The sequence below is a fragment of the Nocardia sp. NPDC050630 genome (assembly GCF_044457245.1).
Taxonomy (GTDB): domain Bacteria; phylum Actinomycetota; class Actinomycetes; order Mycobacteriales; family Mycobacteriaceae; genus Nocardia.
In genome coordinates this window covers 12,601-28,569 of the sequence record NZ_JBITGN010000039.1, presented here as the reverse complement: position 1 = coordinate 28,569, position 15,969 = coordinate 12,601, and the positions used below count along the sequence as shown (strand labels likewise).

Annotated in this window: 20 protein-coding genes and 1 pseudogene; 14 read left to right on the top strand and 7 right to left on the bottom strand. The window is 62.9% G+C overall.

Annotated features, from left to right (window positions below):
- The coding region (locus ACIBG0_RS40860) for a hypothetical protein (RefSeq protein ID WP_397040774.1) at window positions 1–319 on the bottom strand (319 nt) is incomplete at its 3' end.
- Between ACIBG0_RS40860 and ACIBG0_RS40855 the strand changes: the two are divergent.
- A pseudogene (locus ACIBG0_RS40855) lies at window positions 212–654 on the top strand (transposase). The gene ACIBG0_RS40860 and the pseudogene ACIBG0_RS40855 overlap by 108 nt on opposite strands.
- 117 nt (window positions 655–771) lie before the next feature.
- Window positions 772–1,044 carry a nuclear transport factor 2 family protein gene (locus ACIBG0_RS40850; RefSeq protein WP_397040768.1) on the top strand — a complete coding sequence of 91 codons (273 nt, stop codon included), beginning with the start codon at window positions 772–774 and terminating at the stop codon, window positions 1,042–1,044.
- Between the two features lie 33 nt (window positions 1,045–1,077).
- On the opposite strand, the gene ACIBG0_RS40845 is transcribed toward ACIBG0_RS40850, so the two are convergent.
- Together ACIBG0_RS40845 and ACIBG0_RS40840 are read right to left on the bottom strand one after the other, a co-directional pair.
- Window positions 1,078–1,965: an HpcH/HpaI aldolase/citrate lyase family protein gene (locus ACIBG0_RS40845; protein WP_397040761.1), complete on the bottom strand. Its 888-nt coding sequence runs from the start codon at window positions 1,963–1,965 to the stop codon at window positions 1,078–1,080.
- Window positions 1,966–1,974: 9 nt separating this feature from the next.
- Entirely contained in the window at window positions 1,975–2,394 is a 420-nt protein-coding gene (locus tag ACIBG0_RS40840) for a hypothetical protein (protein WP_397040772.1), read from the bottom strand.
- Between ACIBG0_RS40840 and ACIBG0_RS40835 the strand changes: the two genes are divergently transcribed.
- Both ACIBG0_RS40835 and ACIBG0_RS40830 read left to right on the top strand, forming a co-directional pair.
- Window positions 2,287–3,024 carry an MBL fold metallo-hydrolase gene (locus ACIBG0_RS40835; protein ID WP_397040766.1) on the top strand — a complete coding sequence of 246 codons (738 nt, stop codon included), beginning with the start codon at window positions 2,287–2,289 and terminating at the stop codon, window positions 3,022–3,024. The two genes, ACIBG0_RS40840 and ACIBG0_RS40835, sit on opposite strands and share 108 nt — an antisense overlap.
- A complete protein-coding gene (locus tag ACIBG0_RS40830; RefSeq protein WP_397040760.1) occupies window positions 3,021–4,190 on the top strand; it encodes a CaiB/BaiF CoA transferase family protein in 1,170 nt (389 codons plus the stop codon). The genes ACIBG0_RS40835 and ACIBG0_RS40830 overlap by 4 nt, the downstream gene beginning before the upstream one ends.
- Here ACIBG0_RS40830 and ACIBG0_RS40825 read toward each other — a convergent pair.
- Together ACIBG0_RS40825 and ACIBG0_RS40820 are read right to left on the bottom strand one after the other, a co-directional pair.
- Window positions 4,152–4,871, bottom strand: a complete 720-nt coding sequence (locus ACIBG0_RS40825; protein ID WP_397040758.1) for a GntR family transcriptional regulator — start codon at window positions 4,869–4,871, stop codon at window positions 4,152–4,154. The genes ACIBG0_RS40830 and ACIBG0_RS40825 overlap by 39 nt on opposite strands.
- On the bottom strand, window positions 4,868–5,614 hold the full coding sequence (locus ACIBG0_RS40820) for an alpha/beta fold hydrolase (protein WP_397040757.1): 747 nt from the start codon (window positions 5,612–5,614) through the stop codon (window positions 4,868–4,870). The genes ACIBG0_RS40825 and ACIBG0_RS40820 overlap by 4 nt, the downstream gene beginning before the upstream one ends.
- A gap of 190 nt (window positions 5,615–5,804) precedes the next feature.
- Between ACIBG0_RS40820 and ACIBG0_RS40815 the strand changes: the two genes are divergently transcribed.
- Window positions 5,805–6,554: an ABC transporter ATP-binding protein gene (locus ACIBG0_RS40815; RefSeq protein ID WP_397040755.1), complete on the top strand. Its 750-nt coding sequence runs from the start codon at window positions 5,805–5,807 to the stop codon at window positions 6,552–6,554.
- Window positions 6,555–6,561: 7 nt separating this feature from the next.
- Here ACIBG0_RS40815 and ACIBG0_RS40810 read toward each other — a convergent pair whose 3' ends face one another.
- Window positions 6,562–6,699, bottom strand: a complete 138-nt coding sequence (locus ACIBG0_RS40810; RefSeq protein WP_397040753.1) for a hypothetical protein — start codon at window positions 6,697–6,699, stop codon at window positions 6,562–6,564.
- 28 nt (window positions 6,700–6,727) lie between these two features.
- Between ACIBG0_RS40810 and ACIBG0_RS40805 the strand changes: the two genes are divergently transcribed.
- The 9 genes from ACIBG0_RS40805 (at window position 6,728) to ACIBG0_RS40765 (ending at window position 15,356) form a co-directional block, all read left to right on the top strand.
- Entirely contained in the window at window positions 6,728–7,567 is an 840-nt protein-coding gene (locus ACIBG0_RS40805; protein WP_397040752.1) for an ABC transporter substrate-binding protein, read from the top strand.
- A gap of 1 nt (window position 7,568) precedes the next feature.
- On the top strand, window positions 7,569–8,351 hold the full coding sequence (locus ACIBG0_RS40800; protein ID WP_397040750.1) for an ABC transporter permease: 783 nt from the start codon (window positions 7,569–7,571) through the stop codon (window positions 8,349–8,351).
- Between the two features lie 89 nt (window positions 8,352–8,440).
- Window positions 8,441–9,154, top strand: coding sequence for an ABC transporter permease (locus ACIBG0_RS40795; RefSeq protein ID WP_397040748.1), 714 nt, complete (start codon window positions 8,441–8,443; stop codon window positions 9,152–9,154).
- Window positions 9,155–9,160: 6 nt separating this feature from the next.
- Window positions 9,161–10,939, top strand: a complete 1,779-nt coding sequence (locus ACIBG0_RS40790) for a CocE/NonD family hydrolase (protein WP_397040746.1) — start codon at window positions 9,161–9,163, stop codon at window positions 10,937–10,939.
- A complete protein-coding gene (locus tag ACIBG0_RS40785; RefSeq protein WP_397040744.1) occupies window positions 10,923–12,479 on the top strand; it encodes an AMP-binding protein in 1,557 nt (518 codons plus the stop codon). Before ACIBG0_RS40790 ends, ACIBG0_RS40785 begins: the two co-directional genes overlap by 17 nt.
- Before the next feature lie 676 nt (window positions 12,480–13,155).
- The gene (locus tag ACIBG0_RS40780; protein WP_397040742.1) at window positions 13,156–13,851 is read left to right on the top strand and encodes a hypothetical protein; all 696 of its coding nucleotides are present in this window, start codon (window positions 13,156–13,158) and stop codon (window positions 13,849–13,851) included.
- A 226-nt stretch (window positions 13,852–14,077) separates the two neighbouring features.
- Window positions 14,078–14,614 (top strand): hypothetical protein, encoded by a 537-nt coding sequence (locus ACIBG0_RS40775; RefSeq protein WP_397040740.1) that lies wholly within the window; start codon window positions 14,078–14,080, stop codon window positions 14,612–14,614.
- A gap of 80 nt (window positions 14,615–14,694) precedes the next feature.
- Window positions 14,695–14,886, top strand: a complete 192-nt coding sequence (locus ACIBG0_RS40770) for a hypothetical protein (RefSeq protein ID WP_397040738.1) — start codon at window positions 14,695–14,697, stop codon at window positions 14,884–14,886.
- 215 nt (window positions 14,887–15,101) lie between these two features.
- Window positions 15,102–15,356, top strand: coding sequence for a hypothetical protein (locus ACIBG0_RS40765; protein ID WP_397040736.1), 255 nt, complete (start codon window positions 15,102–15,104; stop codon window positions 15,354–15,356).
- Window positions 15,357–15,598: 242 nt separating this feature from the next.
- Here the strand turns inward: ACIBG0_RS40765 and ACIBG0_RS40760 are convergent, their stop codons facing one another.
- Window positions 15,599–15,838 (bottom strand): hypothetical protein, encoded by a 240-nt coding sequence (locus tag ACIBG0_RS40760; protein ID WP_397040734.1) that lies wholly within the window; start codon window positions 15,836–15,838, stop codon window positions 15,599–15,601.
- Between the last annotated feature and the right edge of the window lie 131 nt (window positions 15,839–15,969).

Below are 15,969 nucleotides of genomic sequence, written 5' to 3'. Positions count from 1 at the left end.
CGAAGCCGAAGCCGAAGCCGAAGCCGAAGCCGAAGCCGAAGCCGAAGCCGAAGCCGAAGCCGAAGCCGAAGCCGAAGCCGAAGCCGAAGCCGAAGCCGAAGCGGGTGGGGTGGTGGTTTTCGGTGATGCCGCATACGGGGCGGGAGAGTTGCTGAAACGGTTGGACGACAACGGGATTGGCAACCAGATCAAGGTGCAGCCGTCGCCGTCGGTGAAAGGGCATTTCTCCAAGGACCGGTTCAGCATCGACCTGGACCACCGCACGGTGACCTGCCCGGCTGGAGTCACCGCGACGATCGCGGCCCGCACCGGCCGCCACACCGGCGCCGCCTACTTCGGTGCCGCCTGCACCGGGTGCCCGCTGCGCGCGCAGTGCACAACGGCGGCCGGCGGGCGCACGATTACCTGGCCACCGCCCGCGCCCGGCAGCTGGACCCGGCCTGGAAGGCCGCCTACCGCGCGACCCGCCCCAAGGTGGAACGCAAAATCGGGCACCTGATGCGCCGCCGCCACGGCGGACGCCGCGCTCGTCTGCGTGGACAAGCCAAGATCAGTGCCGACTTCGGGCTGCTCGCCGCCGCGCACAACCTCGCCCGCCTCGCCGTCCTCGGGATCGGCTACAGCACCAGTGGATGGACCACAGCCGCCGCCTGACATTCCGGGCGCACCACAGACAAAGCCCAAATCACCACGGACACAGCCTGATACGACAATCCGGGCACAGTCACCGCCAGCCGCCGTCAACCAACCACGACATACCAGCCCGGCGGCATCACCGCGCCGACAGGCGCGTTCGACACCAGCCACCTAGTCCAGGTCGACGGTGACCGCGCCGAATTGACCGCGGTATTCCAGGCGATCCACCTGCTGGCTAACCCGTTCGGATCACCGCGCTGGACGCTGGGCGGGCTCTACCGCATCGGTCTGACAAGAGTCGATGACCAATGGCGGATCGACACCCTCGTTATGACCGCCACCTGGGCAGACGGCAACAAGGACATCCTCACCATCGCCTCCGACGGTAAGCGCCCCACCGCGGCCTGACGCGGTCACCGATTGGTACTTCCGGCCGAGCCATCAGCCTCGGCCGGAAGTACCGAAGTCGGGTCCGCCCTCTTCAGGTACTCCCAGCTTGGCCAATGTGGCCTTCGCCTGCCGGACCGAGGCCTCGTCGATCATCACGCCGTCGGTGCGCAGTACACCGGTTCCTTGTACGAGAGCGCGCTGGTATTCCTGAATGAGCTGACGCGCCGCAGTGACCTCCTGGAGAGAGGGCCGGAAGGTTCGTTCGGCGATGTCCGCTTGCGCCGGGTTCAGACATCCCCGTCCTGCAAATCCCCTGGCGGCGAGTTGCTTTGACGTACGGGCGAATTCGCTCATATCGTCCAGGCGGTCCGAAACCGGCCCGATGGGCGGGGCGACGCGGGCCGCCGCTGCCGAGGCGACAACGAGGGCGCGATACGGGTCCATCGCAGCGGCGTCGGTTGTGTCGATACCGAGATCTGCCGAGAGGTCGACCTCGCCGAGTTGCACCGCGTTGACCCGAGGGTGTGCCAGGAGCCGAGGAAGGGCGAAGAGGCCGGTCGCAGACTCGACGATCACTCCGATCAGCATCGTTTGCGGGAGGACGTCCGCGATCAGGTCGACCTGCTGCGATCTCTCTGCTTTGGGGACCCAGACACCGCGCAGTTCGGCGGGCTGTGCTGCGGCGATACGGGTCACCTCCGCTAGGGCGCGAGCTCCGGAGTTCAAGCGAATCCACAGTTGTCCGCGGTGGGAGCTACCGAGCAACTCCTCGAGCACCGCCGTGAGCGCCAGATCCTTGCGGTCGGGGGCGACCGAGTCCTCCAGATCGAAGATGACGGCGCTGACGTCGCGTCGTCTGGCCGACTCCAACAACCTCGGTTGATCGGCGGGAACGTAGAGATGGGCACCAAACTGGATGTGCGGTCGGTTGTAGCTCATATAGGCACTCTAGACAAGAGAATGCATTCTCTGACAGACTTGTGCCTCTAGGGAGGTGCTTTGATTATGAAGGCAGACGCCGTCACGATCACGGTCTTGGTAGAGAACTGGGTCGATATGTTGCTTCCGGACCAGGCGAGTCCGATCGACACAGGTGATCACTGCGTAACGAGGTACGGACTGATCGAACACTTCGATCATGCGCGTATCCCGCCACAAGCCGAGAACGGAATCAGCCTTCTTGTCGATGTGGAGGCTGGCCGGCATCGCCGCCGGATCCTGTTCGACGTTGGTCTGACCGGTATCGTGTTGCGGCACAATATGCGTGTCCTCGGTATATCGCCGGACTCGATCGATCATGTTGTGATCAGTCACGGGCATCCGGACCATTTCGGTGGAATCCACGGTCTCCTCGAAGGAATCGATCATCCGTTGCCGATCGCGACACATGCGGATGCTTTCCTTCCGAGGTATGCCGTCATGGCGGACGGACGCTCCTCGCCGGTCTACAACGCGCGGTTCATGCCCGAGCAGCTGGCACGTTCAGGCGGTCTGCCCGTGCTGACGAAAGACCCGTTGGACCTTGGTCTGGGCGTTTACACGACGGGGTTCATTCCGCGGACCACGTCATTCGAGGCGCCGACCCCGGATGTGGTTCTCGGCAACCCTGGCCTCTACCAACTCAACGCGGCGGGCGAGTGGGTCCGCGACGATGTCATCGACGAAATGGGATTGATCATCGATGTGCGTAACGTCGGGCTTGTTGTCCTTACCGGTTGCGCCCACGCCGGCGTCGTCAACACCCTGCTTCGGGCTCGCGCGCTCTGCGGCCCGAGTCCGATCCGAGCGGTCATGGGTGGGTTTCACCTGGGGTTCCCGACCACGCCGACCGAGAACGTTGCGCTGACCGTCGACGCGCTCGCGGAGCTCGAGGTCGCGACCGTGATGCCGATGCACTGTAGCGGTCTCCCGGCGCATTCGGCATTTTCGCGAGACCTCGCGCCGAACTACGTCCAGCCTTCGGTAGGCACGGTGCTCCGCTTCGGTGGTGCACAGTGAGGCAGGATCTCCTCGGGATCAGAGTGGTTGCTGTCGAGCAGGCGGTCGCAGCGCCGCTGTGTTCGAGGCATTTGGCCGACCTCGGTGCCGATGTCGTAAAGATCGAGCGGCCACCGGCGGGCGATTTCGCCCGCCAATACGACTCGGCGGTGTTGGGATGGTCATCGCACTTCGTGTGGCTCAATCGGGGCAAGCGGAGCTTCGTACTCGATCTCAAGTCTGATTCCGGAGTCGCCGCCTTCGAGCAGCTCGTCACGTCTGCCGACGTGCTCGTAAGTAACCTTGCTCCAGGAGCATTGGAACGGATTGTGCCGGACAGCAGGCTAGAGAGCCTCAACCCGAGGCTCGTTCGCTGTTACATTTCCGGATACGGTGGTACGGGGCCGTACTCGGACCGTAAGGCTTACGACGCGTTGGTGCAGGGTGAGGCGGGTACTATCCTCGCCACCGGGACGGTTGATCAACCGGCCAAGCCAGGTGTGTCTCTTGCCGATGTCGGAGGAGGCGTATATGCCTTGGCCTCGATCCTCGCCGCACTGCTGGAACGGCAGCGCACCGGTGTCGGGAAGCGGGTCGAAGTGGCTCTTTTCGACGTTCTCCTGGAGTGGATGAGTCCTCTGTTGTTGGCCGAACAGTACGACGGCGCCGCGCCACCTCCCGCAGGACTCGGGCATGCGAGTATCGCTCCATACGGCCCGTTCCGGTGCCGGGACGGTGTCGACATAATGATCGCTGTCCAGAACGACGGACAGTGGCAGCGGCTGTGCGGCGGCGCCCTCGATGCTGCGCATTTGCTCACCGACGAGAACGCCACCAATGCGCAGCGCGTCGCGAGGCGTGCGGTCATCGATGCCGCGGTCCAGACCGCGATCGCATTCTGGACAGCAACCGAATTGACAGAACGGCTCCAGCGTGCCGATGTCCCGTTCGGCCGACTGAACACGCTGCGAGATGTGCTCGCGCATCCGCAGGCAGAGGCGAACGGACGGTGGAGTATGGCTCGCCTGCCGAATGGGCGCCAAGTAGTCGTGACTACATCCCCCTTAGAGACCGGTGGGGCTGAGGAGGTCGAGCGATCGATCCCCAGCCTCGGTGACGTCGGTGGCGATGAGGCTGGGGAGATGGGATCAGTCGTTGTCGATATCGAAGGGATCTGGAACGGGTGAACCGCTCAGATGCTCGGCGAGACGGAGGAAGCTGTTCGACAGATGCTTCTCGGTGACCTCGCGAACGGCTTCTATGTCTCCAGCACGCACGGCTGTCAGCTGCGCGCGATGCTCGGCGTTCGTCTCGTTCATGCGTTCTGGCAGCACTTGAAGGACGTCCCAGGGGTATTGGCTCCACAGCATCTCGATGTACTCGGAAATGCCGGCGATCCCGGTGCGTTCGTAGAACAGGAAGTGGAACTCGTAGTTCAGCTCATTGAGGCGGACGCGATCGGAGTCGCCGACCGCGCGTTCCATGTCGTTCACGAGACCTTCAGCCAGATCGAGATCGAGCGGAGAGAACCTTCGGGTTGCGCGTTGCATCGCGTAGGGCTCGATGAGGCGGCGTTGTAGATAGACGAGCTTGACCTGGTCGAGATCAGCGTCGGCGACCCGTACCCCTCGATTCGGCTGCGCGACCAGAATCCCCTCGGTCGCAAGCTGACGGAGCGCTTCCCGCACGGGCGTGATGCTTGTTTCGAATCGTACGGCGAGCTCTTCTTGCTGAAGCCGTTGGCCGCGGGGGAGCTCGCCCGTATTGATGAGACGCTTGATCTCGGCGGCGATCATGTCGCGCTTGGTGACGGCAGGACGGGTTGCGGTATTGCTTAGCCCCGTGCGCGCATCTGATTCGGTGGTCATGACTCTCCTTCTGCGGGCGGGGCGAGCGTACTCAAAGTAGTCGGAGGGTATCCATCGCCGTCATCGAGGTCTCTGATCAAGGTTGCGAGACGGTCGGGTTGGTCGACGTAGCAGGCATGGCCGGCGTCACCGACTTCGATATAGCGCGCGTCCCAGCGAGCAGCCAGCCGGCGTGCATCGACGGCTGATGTCCGTTCGTCGGCACGACCGCGAACGATGCGCACCGCGGTCGCGTCCGGGCGGCGCTGCGGCCGCCATACTGCCGCGGCCCGCAGCGCGGCGACAAACGAGGCCGCCGAGACCGGAGCCGGCGGTGCGGATCGGCATGTGGTGATCCCGGAGCGGTATTCCCGAAGGAACCCGACCTCATCCGCGGACAAGGCTTGCCGGGCGGTGTCGGCGCGGGCGGCCAACTGCCCAGGTCGCTGGTCGGGCGGCCAAGACATCAATGTGAGGGTGTCGACGTGGATTCGGCGAGAGACGCGATCGGCGATCAGAGCACCGATTCCGCAGCCGACAACGTGGATCGCAGGAGACTTGGGCACACCTTCGTGGCACGGCAGGTGACCGGTTATCGCGTCCAGGACACGCTCGACAGCCCGGTCGAGTTCGAAGGGCGCCGAAAGTGCTTCGCCATGTCCGGGGAGGTCGACGGTCAGAGGTCCTAATTCTGCGATACCTGGAAGCACTCCGTCCCAACTCCGAGAGTCCAGAGCGAGTGAGTGAAGAAGAATCACGGCCATGAATGCATTATTGCGTAAAATAGGCATCAAGGGGTAGACATTCGGCACGATTGCCGCAATGATGCTTCGCATGAGTGTGACGCAGGCAACAGTGAGGTCGCGACGACATGAGTCGAGGGCGAGTGCCCCACCGCTCAGCGGGGCTGAGGTCTCTTTCCGAGGGGTGGTGCTGGGCTACGCCGGCCGAGCGGTGACGGACGCCATCGATCTGGATATCTCTGCAGGTGAAGTCATTTCGATTGTCGGCCCTTCGGGATGCGGCAAGACGACCTTGCTGCGATCGGTGGCAGGCTTGGCACATCCGATGCGCGGGGTGGTCGAGGTTGCGGGAGCCTCGGTCCAAAGCGCACCTCAGGGTGTTGCCATGGTGTTCCAGCATTTCGGTCTCTTCCCGTGGAAGACCGTTCTGGCGAACATCGCGTACCCGCTGGTAGTCCGCGGTATCCGCAAGCGCGATGCACACAAACGAGCTGCCGAACTCGTCCAATTGGTCGGCCTCGGCGGCCACGAGCGGTCCTATCCGCACGAGTTGTCAGGTGGCATGCAGCAGCGTGCTGGGCTGGCGCGTGCGATCGCGGATCGGCCGCGGGTCTTGCTGATGGACGAACCATTCGGCGCGCTGGACGCTCAGACGAAGGAAGTCCTGCAGTTCGAAGTGCTGAACATCCTCGCGAGTCACAACGTCACGACGCTCTTTGTTACTCACTCGATCGATGAGGCGGTTTTCTTCGGGAACCGCGTAGTCGTTCTGAAAGGACGGCCGTCCTCCATCGCCGAGGTCGTAGATGTCGAGCTTCCCAACCGTCACGATCGCTCCGTGCTGGGGTGCAAGCAGTTTCTGGCACTGCGCGAACACGTTTGGGCGAGTGTCATGGATCAGACCGATTTGGCCGGGCCCGTCTCGAACTCGGCACCGTCTACTCAGAAGGAACCGTCGTGAAAATCAACTATCGGATCCCATTCGCCACCCTTGCCGTGATGGCACTGGCCGCGGGACTCTCCGGATGCGGCAATGCCACCAACCGCGCGGCAGGCAGTTCGGTCACGCTCGGAATGCCTGGTGTGCCGCCGGTCTTCGTTGCCACCGCGGCATATGTAGCCAAGGACCAGGGCATGTTCGCCGAACACGGTGTCGATGTCACCCTTCGGCCATTGGCCACCGGAGCCGACGTCGGCCGCGCTGTCCAGAGTGGACAGCTCGATGGGGGAATTGTGGGCACCAACGGCGCGGTGGCGCTGCGCGCCAGCGGAGCCGACATCAAGGCGATCTTCGGATTCGAAGTGCCGTCCTATCTCGTCGCGTCGACCGACACGTCGATCAATTCCTGCAAGAACCTCGCAGGCAAGACCATCGCGGTCGACGCCACCGGGGCGCCGAAGGACCTGGCTCTGTCGGTGATGCTCGATTCATGCGGTCTCAGTCATCATGATGTCAAGACCGTGAACGCCGGCGGCCCGCAGAGCGTCGACGCCGTCGCTTCCGGTCAGGTCACTGTCGCGGTGCTTCATCCTGATGAATTGGCGGAGGTGACCAAGCGCACGGCGAAGGCACCGGCTGTGGTCGTGCGGGATGCCGACGTCGATCCGTTGTCGCACTACGCCTCGTTCGTGACCACAGGTCGCGAGCTTTCAGACCCTACGACTCGGAAGAACATGGTGGCGGTCGTGGCGGCACTCCACGAGGCCGTCCAGTTCATCAACAACCCCGACAACCTAGGTGCCACCGCCAAGATCGCAGCGAAAATGACCGGGCGGGACATCGACGTCACCCAGGCCGCTCTGCGGGATTTTCTCGCACTCCACTTCTGGCCGACTGACGCCGGCCTGTCCGAGGAAAAGATCGAGGGCGCTATTGAGTCCGAGGTCAAGGTCGGAAACGTCAAGGAAGGTAAGGCGCCCGGTTACGCGGACATGGTCGACCTGACGGTTTACAGCTCCGCCCTGGAGAAGTGAGATGTCGCCAATTCACCATCCCCGAACTCCGACCCGCTTCGGTCTTCTGGCAGTCACGACTCTGGGGTTGGCCTTCGGCGTGGCGGTCTGGCAGTTCGTCGGCAGTCGTGATCCGGTTCTGGTCAACACTCCGACAGCGGCTGCGGCTGCGGTCCGGGACATGGCCGATTCCGGCGTCCTCGTTCCCGCGCTACTGTCCTCCGGCCTGCTGTTCTTAGTGGGTCTGCTCTCGGCGTCCGTTGTAGGGATGACCGCTGGCCTGCTTATGGCACGCAATCGCCGCGTTCGCCTTGGTACCGAGTGGCTTCTGCACCTGTGCCAAGCAGTGCCGATCGTCGCCATCACCCCGATCGTCCTCGCTGCGGTCGGTTTCGGGGTAGGCCCGAAGTCGTTCGTGGTGTTCTTCAGCGCCGTGTTCCCGATCGCGATCAACACCATCGAAGGAGCCAAGCGCGTGCCGAGCCGTTTACTGGACGTCACCCATACCTACCGCAGTCCTGAATGGCGGATCTGGATTGATCTTCTTGTGCCCCATACTCTCCCGTACGCGATGAGCGGTATCCGGCAGGGCATCGCGATGGCCGTCGTGGGAACTCTCGCTGCCGAGTTCTTCCTCAACGCCAGCGGGATCGGCGGGCTGCTGCTGGCCGCAAGCGCCCGGTTCGACTCGGCTGCTGTGCTCGGTCTCACCGTGGTGGTCGCCGCAATCGCTGTCACACTGATCGGCTTCGGCCTCTATCTGGAACGCCACATGGCACCGTGGCGACAGGTGGGGGCGCGATGAACATCGCAGGTTCAGTTTCGCGCCGTAGTGCGGTATTACCGCAGCCTGCCCGCCGAGCCGGTCACATCGCAATGTGGGCCGCTCCCGCTGTGGCGGTTCTCGTTCTCTGGCAGTGTGTGGTCGGCCGATGGGTGCCGGATTACCTCCCGACACCGACCGGGACTGTGTTGGCTGCGCCGAGAGTGCTGATCTCATCACTATTCACCGAGGCGCTGTGGCCCAGTTTGCTTGCTATCGTCACCGGTCTGCCGATCGGCTTCCTGGTGGGCACGGTTCTGGGCCTGGTAACCGGCCGGGTGTGGTGGTTGCGAAGCCTGGTGCTCCCGTATACGTCGGGCCTGTATGCCGTCCCACTTCTTGCGCTTGTGCCGATGGTGACAATCTGGCTCGGCTATACCAGCGACGCCCGGCTGTTTGTCGTGATTTTGTCCGCCCTGCTCCCCGCTGCGGTCAGTGCGAGCGACGGAGCACAATCGGTGCCGATTCAGTTGGTCGATGCGGCAATCGTGCTACGCGTGCCGTGCTGGCGATTTGCATTGGACGTCGTGCTGCCATCCTCGTTGCCATACATCGTCGCCGGAGCGCAGGTCGCGATCGGCCGGGCCCTGGTCGGCCTCGTCGCGGTGGAGTTCCTCACCAATATCCCTGGAATAGGCACCTACATCCTTACCCAGGCACGGTCGTTCCACCAGAACGACGCATTTGTCGCGGTTGCCCTCGTCGCTCTCACCGGTATCGCGATTCGCGCTCTCTGCCAGTTCGCGGTCGGGCGTATCCGATGGAGCAGTCATGTCGGCGGCTGACTCCGCTTGCAGCAACAGGAGTACGAATTGAAGATCTTGTGGGACCAACCGATAACCATGGATGACGGAGTGGTGTTGCGCTGCGATATCTATGCACCGTCTGAAGGTCGATCGCACCCGGTCATCCTCACCTACGGCCCCTACGCGAAAGGCCTCTCATTCCAGACCGCCTACCCCAGCGCCTGGGAAATGATGATACGAGATCATCCAGAGGTAGAACGTAATAGCGCAGGGCGTTACCAGAATTGGGAAACCGTAGATCCTGAGCGGTGGGTACCTGCCGGATATGCCTGCGTCCGTGTCGACTCCCGCGGTGCCGGGCGGTCGCCAGGCACAATCGATGTGCTCTCGGAGCGCGAGACGAGCGACCTCGAAGCCTGCATCGAATGGGCCGGCACGCAACCGTGGAGTAACGGCCGGGTGGGATTGCTCGGCATCTCGTACTACGCCGCGAACCAGTGGCAGGTCGCTTCTCGGCGGCCGCGTTATCTGGCGGCCATCTGCCCGTGGGAAGGCTTCTCCGACTGGTACCGCGACGCGACATACCACGGCGGTATCCGACAGACGTTCTGGGAGAACTGGTTTGACATGCAGGTTCAAACGGTCCAGCACGGAATCGGACCGGAAGCAGGAATCGACCCCAATTCCGGGCTGGCCATCTGCGGCGACGAGGCCTTGACCCCAGTGCAGCTCGCCGAGCGCCGGGTGCGCCTGCGTGAATTCTTGCGGTCCCATCCCACGGACGACGAGTACCACCGGCGCAGAAGCCCGATCCTCGAGGACATCGAGGTACCGCTGCTGTCGTGCGGGAACTGGGGTGGCCAGGGACTTCACCTGCGCGGCAACGTCGAAGGATTCGTCCGTTCGGGTTCCCGCCAGAAGTGGCTCGAGATGCATGGCGAAGCGCACTGGTCGCTCTTCTATGCCGACGAAGGCGTAGGTCTCCAGATGGAGTTTTTCAACCACTTCCTCAAGGGCGAGGACAACGGATGGGACAGACGACCACCCGTCCTGGTCAAGGTGCGGAGCGTCACCGGCAAATTCACTTCCCGACAGGAGAAAGGCTGGCCACTTCCCCGCACAGCCTGGACACCGAAATACCTCGACGCGGCGTCCGACACGCTGTCCTGGGACAAGCCGCCGGCTGCGAGCAGCTCCTATGACCCGCAAGGCGAAGGTCTGCTATTTCTGGCACCGCCGGTTACGGAGCGTTTGGAGTTGACCGGCCCGCTCGCCGCGACCTTGTACGTGAGTAGTGAGACATCCGACGCGGACCTGTTCCTAGTCGTGCGCGTCTTCGACCCGGCCGGCGAGGAAGTGACTTTCCAGGGAGCGCTCGACCCACACACGCCGGTAGCGCAGGGGTGGTTGAGGGCATCGCACCGCGAGCTCGACTCGGCCATCTCCACCCCGTACCGGCCGTACCACACGCACCGCAACCCGCAGCCGCTCGAGCCTGGCACGGTCTATGAGCTGCAGATCGAGATCCTGCCAACATCGATCGTGCTCGACCCCGGATACCGCATCGGCTTCGCGATACGAGGTAGGGACTACGAGTACGACGGCAACGCGGGTCGGCTGTCGAATCTGAAAAACCCCCTTACCGGCGTCGGGCCGTTCCTCCACGACGATCCCGACGACCGGCCGGAAAAGATCTACGGAGGTCAGGTCACCCTGCACACCGGCGGGGACCATCCCTCGCATCTTCTCCTGCCGGTGATTCCGGAATACCACGTAGACGCTACTGAACCTGATCCGAAGGACTCCGATGATCGTCCCTTTTAGTGTCATGGACTTTCTCGACCGAGCCGTCCGAGTATACGGCGATCGAATCGGCATCGTGGACGAGGCGGACCAATGTGCGCGTTCGCTGGGGAGGCTCAGTTACTCCCAGATCGGTGCCCTCGCGCGCCGTCAGGCTGCGAAGCTCGATCAGCTCGGTATCGGCGTTGGCGAGCGGGTGGCGATCGTCAGCCACAACAGTGCCAGGTTGCTGGTGTCCTTCTTCGGTGTCAGCGGGTTCGGGCGGGTGTTGGTGCCGGTGAATTTTCGGTTGCGTCCCGATGAGGTGCGTTACATCGTCGAGAATTCGGGGGCTCGTGTTCTGATGATCGATCCGGAGTTGGAGGAGCCACTGAGGTCTGTCGAGGCCGAGTTCAAGTTCGTTCTCGGCGATGACGACAAACTGTATGCCCCTGCATATGACGATGGTCAGCCGCAACCGCGCGGCTGGGAGCCGGACGAGAACGCCACGGCATGCATCAACTACACCTCCGGTACGACTGCTCGGCCCAAGGGAGTGCAGATCACCCATCGCAACATCTGGGTCAATGCCGTCACTTTCGCGCTGCACGCCACGGTCTCCGACCGAGACGTCTACCTCCACACTCTGCCGATGTTCCACGCCAACGGCTGGGGAATGCCTTACGCGATGACCGGTCTGGGTGCCGCGCACATCGTCCTGCGCAAGGTGGACGGTGCCGAGATCTTGCGTCGGGTGCGCGACCACGGCGTGACCGTTATGTGCGCGGCCCCGGCCGTCGCGGCCGCGGTGCTGGATGCGGCCAAAGCCTGGGAGGGCGAGATACCCGGACGCGATCGGGTTCGGATAATCATGGCCGGTGCCCCGCCTCCGACGAGAACCGTTGTGCGAGTTGAGCAGGAACTCGGTTGGGAGTTCATCCAGTTGTACGGGCTCACCGAGACCTCGCCGCTGCTCACCATCAACCGCCTGCGCCGGGAGTGGGACGATCTGACGCCGGAGGAGAGAGCTACGAAGTTGACCCGGGCCGGTGTCCCGGCGCTCGGTGTCGAGGTGCGTATCGACGATTCCGGCGAGAACGCCGGTGAGATACTGGCTCGCTCCAATGTGGTGCTCGACGGCTACTGGGGGCAGCCGGAAGAGTCGGAGAAGGCGCTTGCCGGCGGGTGGTTCCACACTGGCGATGGCGGTCATATCGGGGACGACGGCTATCTCACGATCTCCGACCGCAGGAAGGACGTCATCATCACCGGTGGTGAGAACGTCTCGTCGATCGAGGTTGAGGATGTGTTGTTCTCTCATCCTGCAGTTGCGGAGGTCGCCGTGATCGGCGTGCCGAGCGAGAAGTGGGGCGAGACGATCAAGGCACTGGTCGTTCTGGCTGAGGGCGCAGCGGCAACCGAGGAAGAGCTGATCGCATGGTGCAAGCACCGGGCCGCCGGCTACAAAGCGCCGACCTCCATAGAGTTCCGCGCGGAGCTCGCACGAACTGCAACCGGCAAACTGCAAAAGTTCACATTGCGGGCGCCTTACTGGGCTGGGTGCGAGCGAAAGGTGAACTGACTGTTCGCGATTCACTGTAAGCGGCGGTACGAGAGCGACCCGCGTCTCGTGCCAGGAATTAGTTATCCGGTGTTTCGCCGCGATGATCTGATTGGCGACCAAATGGGTGCAGAGCGTCAGTCTGGACTGCTGTACTGCGGGCGTGCCTGATCTGTCCGCCTGCCCGACCGAGCTGTTCATCAACTCGGATCTGCAGCCCACAGTTGATTTCGGTCGGCCGGAGCTCATCGAACCATGGAACAGTGCCAGTACTGACCAGATGCTGCGAATTCCCACGGGTTCTGCGGCGCCAGCCGCCAAAGCGCCTCTCAGCCCATGTCCGGGGCGCCGGTTAGTGCACACCACCGTCGGCGGGACTGAGTTTACAAAATGCCTCGCCTGGAGAGTTGAGCCATAGATAGGTAAGTAGACGAATAGGTGGATATGTAGCGTCATCGAAACCTCCCGATGTGTGACGCCGCCCTGGAATCTCAAACTTGAGAGTGGCCGATGTATTAGTTCACCAACGGTCCCAATTCTCTGCACGCATCTGAAGGCCGGTATGGCCAAACGATATCGCTGCGATGCGGAAGAGCTTGGCTATCAGGGAGGATGAGATATCGAGTTTTATTTGCATTTCGCTACGTAATCGAAGTTACCAGACAGCTCCATGGGAAAACTCAAGAGGTAAACAATGATGAGGAAAATCGTCGCGGTGGCCGCAGGCCTGATCGCCGCAATCGGGATCGTGTCCAGCTCGGCCGGTGCGCAGCCCGAGACCGAGGAAGCGGTCGGCTTCACCGCCCACGCCACCGACACGCAGTCCGCCGTCACGGCCGACGTCGGCTCGATGGTTGTCGAGAGCGGTGTCTTCAAGATCAAGGCCGTCAACGGCACCGTACTTACCGGCATGCCGCTGAAGTTCCGGGTCGACGACTTCGAATTCCCGATCGCCGCCGACATCGCCGGCCGCACGGTGACGCTGACCCCACAATTCGATCTGGCGCACGCGACCTACAAGCCGGTTGCCCTGCCGTTCGAGGAGAAGGCGCCATGGAAGAACGAATACGACCGGGAACAGGCCGCTTGGTCCCGCATGACCAGCACCATAACCATGGGCGCCACCCTGGGCACCCTGGTCGGCGGCCTCGGCGGCGGCGCCGTCGGTTGCGTGCTCGGCGGTATCGCCGGCGCGACCGTCGCTGCCGCGGCGATCGTCGGCCTGTTCGGCGCCTTCATCCCGGCAGCCGCCATCGGCTGCCTCGGCGGCATCATCGCCGTCGGCGCGCTCGGTACCGTCGCGGGCCAGCTGCTGATCACCGGCCCGGTCGCGATCGGCGCGGCCATACAGTACTTCTCCACCGTCAACCAGCCTCCCATCCAGGCGAAGTAGAAAGTGGCGAAGAACCCCAACGTCTCGTTCGTCGAGGGGACCCCGTTCGGCCTACCCGGCCGAGCGCGGTCTTCGCCGGAGTGCCGCGATGCCCGTCGTGGTACGCATCTGTGAGCCCGCGGTCATAGGTAGGTAGGTCGGAATGCTCGTTGCAAACGGATTCGAAGTCTCCTGATGTGTATGACGCCTCCTAGAGCGCAAAGCTGAGGAGGCGAGGAGGTGAGCAATGTACCTGAACGAATATGCAGCCAGTATGGCGCAGTCGGGTGGCCAATGGTCAGCGGCCCGGACGGTCCCGTTATTGGAGCCCGATGAGTTGCTTCAGGCGATCTCCGGCCACCTGGTGAGCGGCTTGGCTCTTGTCGACTGGGCCCGAGAACTCGGCGATCTGCACGCCGAACTGACAGCGCACCAGGTGGACCTGGGGGCGAGACGAAAAGACTTCGATTGTGAGCAGGTGCGGGCGGAAATCGATCGAGTTGTGGGCGAGATAGATGCGTGGACAACACGCAATATTCCGAGAATGCAGGGTGCGCGTATGCACACGCACTCGCTGGGTGAGGTTATAAGCCGCTTTGCCATGGCCTTTGCCGAGGCTTGGTGGGTGATCTTGCATTCAGCGGACGGGGAACTGCGACGTCAGGCGTGGTTTCACCTGGGTCAGGCGCATCAGGGTTATGCGGAAATGGTGGACGAAATGCGGGCACGTCGTCTCCAGTTACCTTCCGGGGCGAGTGGAATCAGGAGAAGCCGAATCGTATGACTTGTTGGTCGAAACGAATGTTTCGGCGTATCCGACGATATGCGCAAAAAGGTAGACATCTGGTGATCAGGAAGATAGAAATGGATTCGAAGACCGAATGTGAGCTACGTGCGGACTTTCAGCATTGGCTGGAGCTGGTTGATCATGCTGCGCATGCCGAGAACGAAGTCGAAAGGGAGAAATCCGCACAGCGCGCGGTGGAGCTGGAACAGAAATGGAGGTGTATTGCTGCCGAAGACGGGAACGCACTGCACGAGCTGCAGGTGCAGTAGAGACGCGGCTGGTCCGTTCGTGCAGAAACCGGAACAGCGCAGGCGCGGCAACTAATTCGTTGGATTCGTCCGGCTAGCCCTTGTCTCAATAGTGAGGTGAGGTGAGGACGGGCGGCGGCCCTCACTCGTGTCGGAGCCATTGGTTGATGGCGGCGATGCGGACGGTGGCCAGGTAACGAACCGGCGAGTTTGTCGAATCTGGTTGCTACAGCACGGTGTTCCTTCAGCTGTCCGATGCCGAACTCGACCGCGTGGCGCTTTTTGTAGTCTTCGGCATCGAACGCGGGCGGGCGACCCCCGGTCGAGCGTTTCTTGCGGCGGTTGGCAGTTTGGTCCGCCTTGATCGGGATCGTGGCTTTGATCCCGCGCCTGCGCCGGAATGCTTGCGCGGCAGTATGTTTGGTGTTGATCAGTTTCGTTTTGGTGTTGACGCGCTCGCATGGGCCGTTGCTGTGGTGGCAGGCCGGTGACAGTTGGCGTCGTGGTCTTGGTCGAACCCGGTGAGGAAGGGTTGGAGCTCGATGAGTCCGGCTTCGCGGACCTGCTTGATCGAGTAGTCCAGATCTGCGCCGCGGCGCTGGGGGCATCAGTCGTGCGAACTCGCGTACCGCCTGGGCGAGGGTGGTCTTTTCCGGGGACGCGGCCAGTAGTTCGTCGAGGTGGGCGCGTCGCCCCTGGGATAGGTTGGTCGGCCGGGTCAGCGACCAGCGGGTTACCCGTCTTGGTGAGGAGTGATCCGATCGCTGTCGAGGCGGCCCTGGTTGACGTACTTGTAGAGCAGGTTGAGACCGCCGGTGTAGCTGAGGGCCTTGGTCTTGGCATGCAGGCGGAACACTGGGCTTGGCGACGCGACGGGCAGGCAGGTGGTCGCGGTAGCATCGACCAGGCAGGCCCGGTACTGTGGTGGGCGGCGCGGCTGGTCCGGCTCGGGCACGCGGGCGTAGCGTTTCACGGTGGTCAGCGAAAGTCTCAGCCGCCGTGAGCAATTCAGCAACCCGACACCGGATCGAGGAGGCCGTGAATGGCCGTCACCGCTCTTGCGTCGTGTGTTCGTGAGTCAACAGCTGCCGCTTCGGTCCCAGC

Coding starts and splice junctions, on each gene's coding strand:
- ACIBG0_RS40845 (WP_397040761.1), bottom strand. CDS start 1,965: ATGAGCTACAACCGACCGCACATCCAGTTTGGTGCCCATCTCTACGTT.
- ACIBG0_RS40835 (WP_397040766.1), top strand. CDS start 2,287: ATGCGTGTCCTCGGTATATCGCCGGACTCGATCGATCATGTTGTGATC.
- ACIBG0_RS40840 (WP_397040772.1), bottom strand. CDS start 2,394: ATGATCGATTCCTTCGAGGAGACCGTGGATTCCACCGAAATGGTCCGG.
- ACIBG0_RS40825 (WP_397040758.1), bottom strand. CDS start 4,871: ATGACCACCGAATCAGATGCGCGCACGGGGCTAAGCAATACCGCAACC.
- ACIBG0_RS40820 (WP_397040757.1), bottom strand. CDS start 5,614: ATGGCCGTGATTCTTCTTCACTCACTCGCTCTGGACTCTCGGAGTTGG.
- ACIBG0_RS40805 (WP_397040752.1), top strand. CDS start 6,728: ATGTTCGCCGAACACGGTGTCGATGTCACCCTTCGGCCATTGGCCACC.
- ACIBG0_RS40800 (WP_397040750.1), top strand. CDS start 7,569: ATGTCGCCAATTCACCATCCCCGAACTCCGACCCGCTTCGGTCTTCTG.
- ACIBG0_RS40785 (WP_397040744.1), top strand. CDS start 10,923: ATGATCGTCCCTTTTAGTGTCATGGACTTTCTCGACCGAGCCGTCCGA.
- ACIBG0_RS40780 (WP_397040742.1), top strand. CDS start 13,156: ATGAGGAAAATCGTCGCGGTGGCCGCAGGCCTGATCGCCGCAATCGGG.
- ACIBG0_RS40775 (WP_397040740.1), top strand. CDS start 14,078: ATGTACCTGAACGAATATGCAGCCAGTATGGCGCAGTCGGGTGGCCAA.
- ACIBG0_RS40770 (WP_397040738.1), top strand. CDS start 14,695: ATGGATTCGAAGACCGAATGTGAGCTACGTGCGGACTTTCAGCATTGG.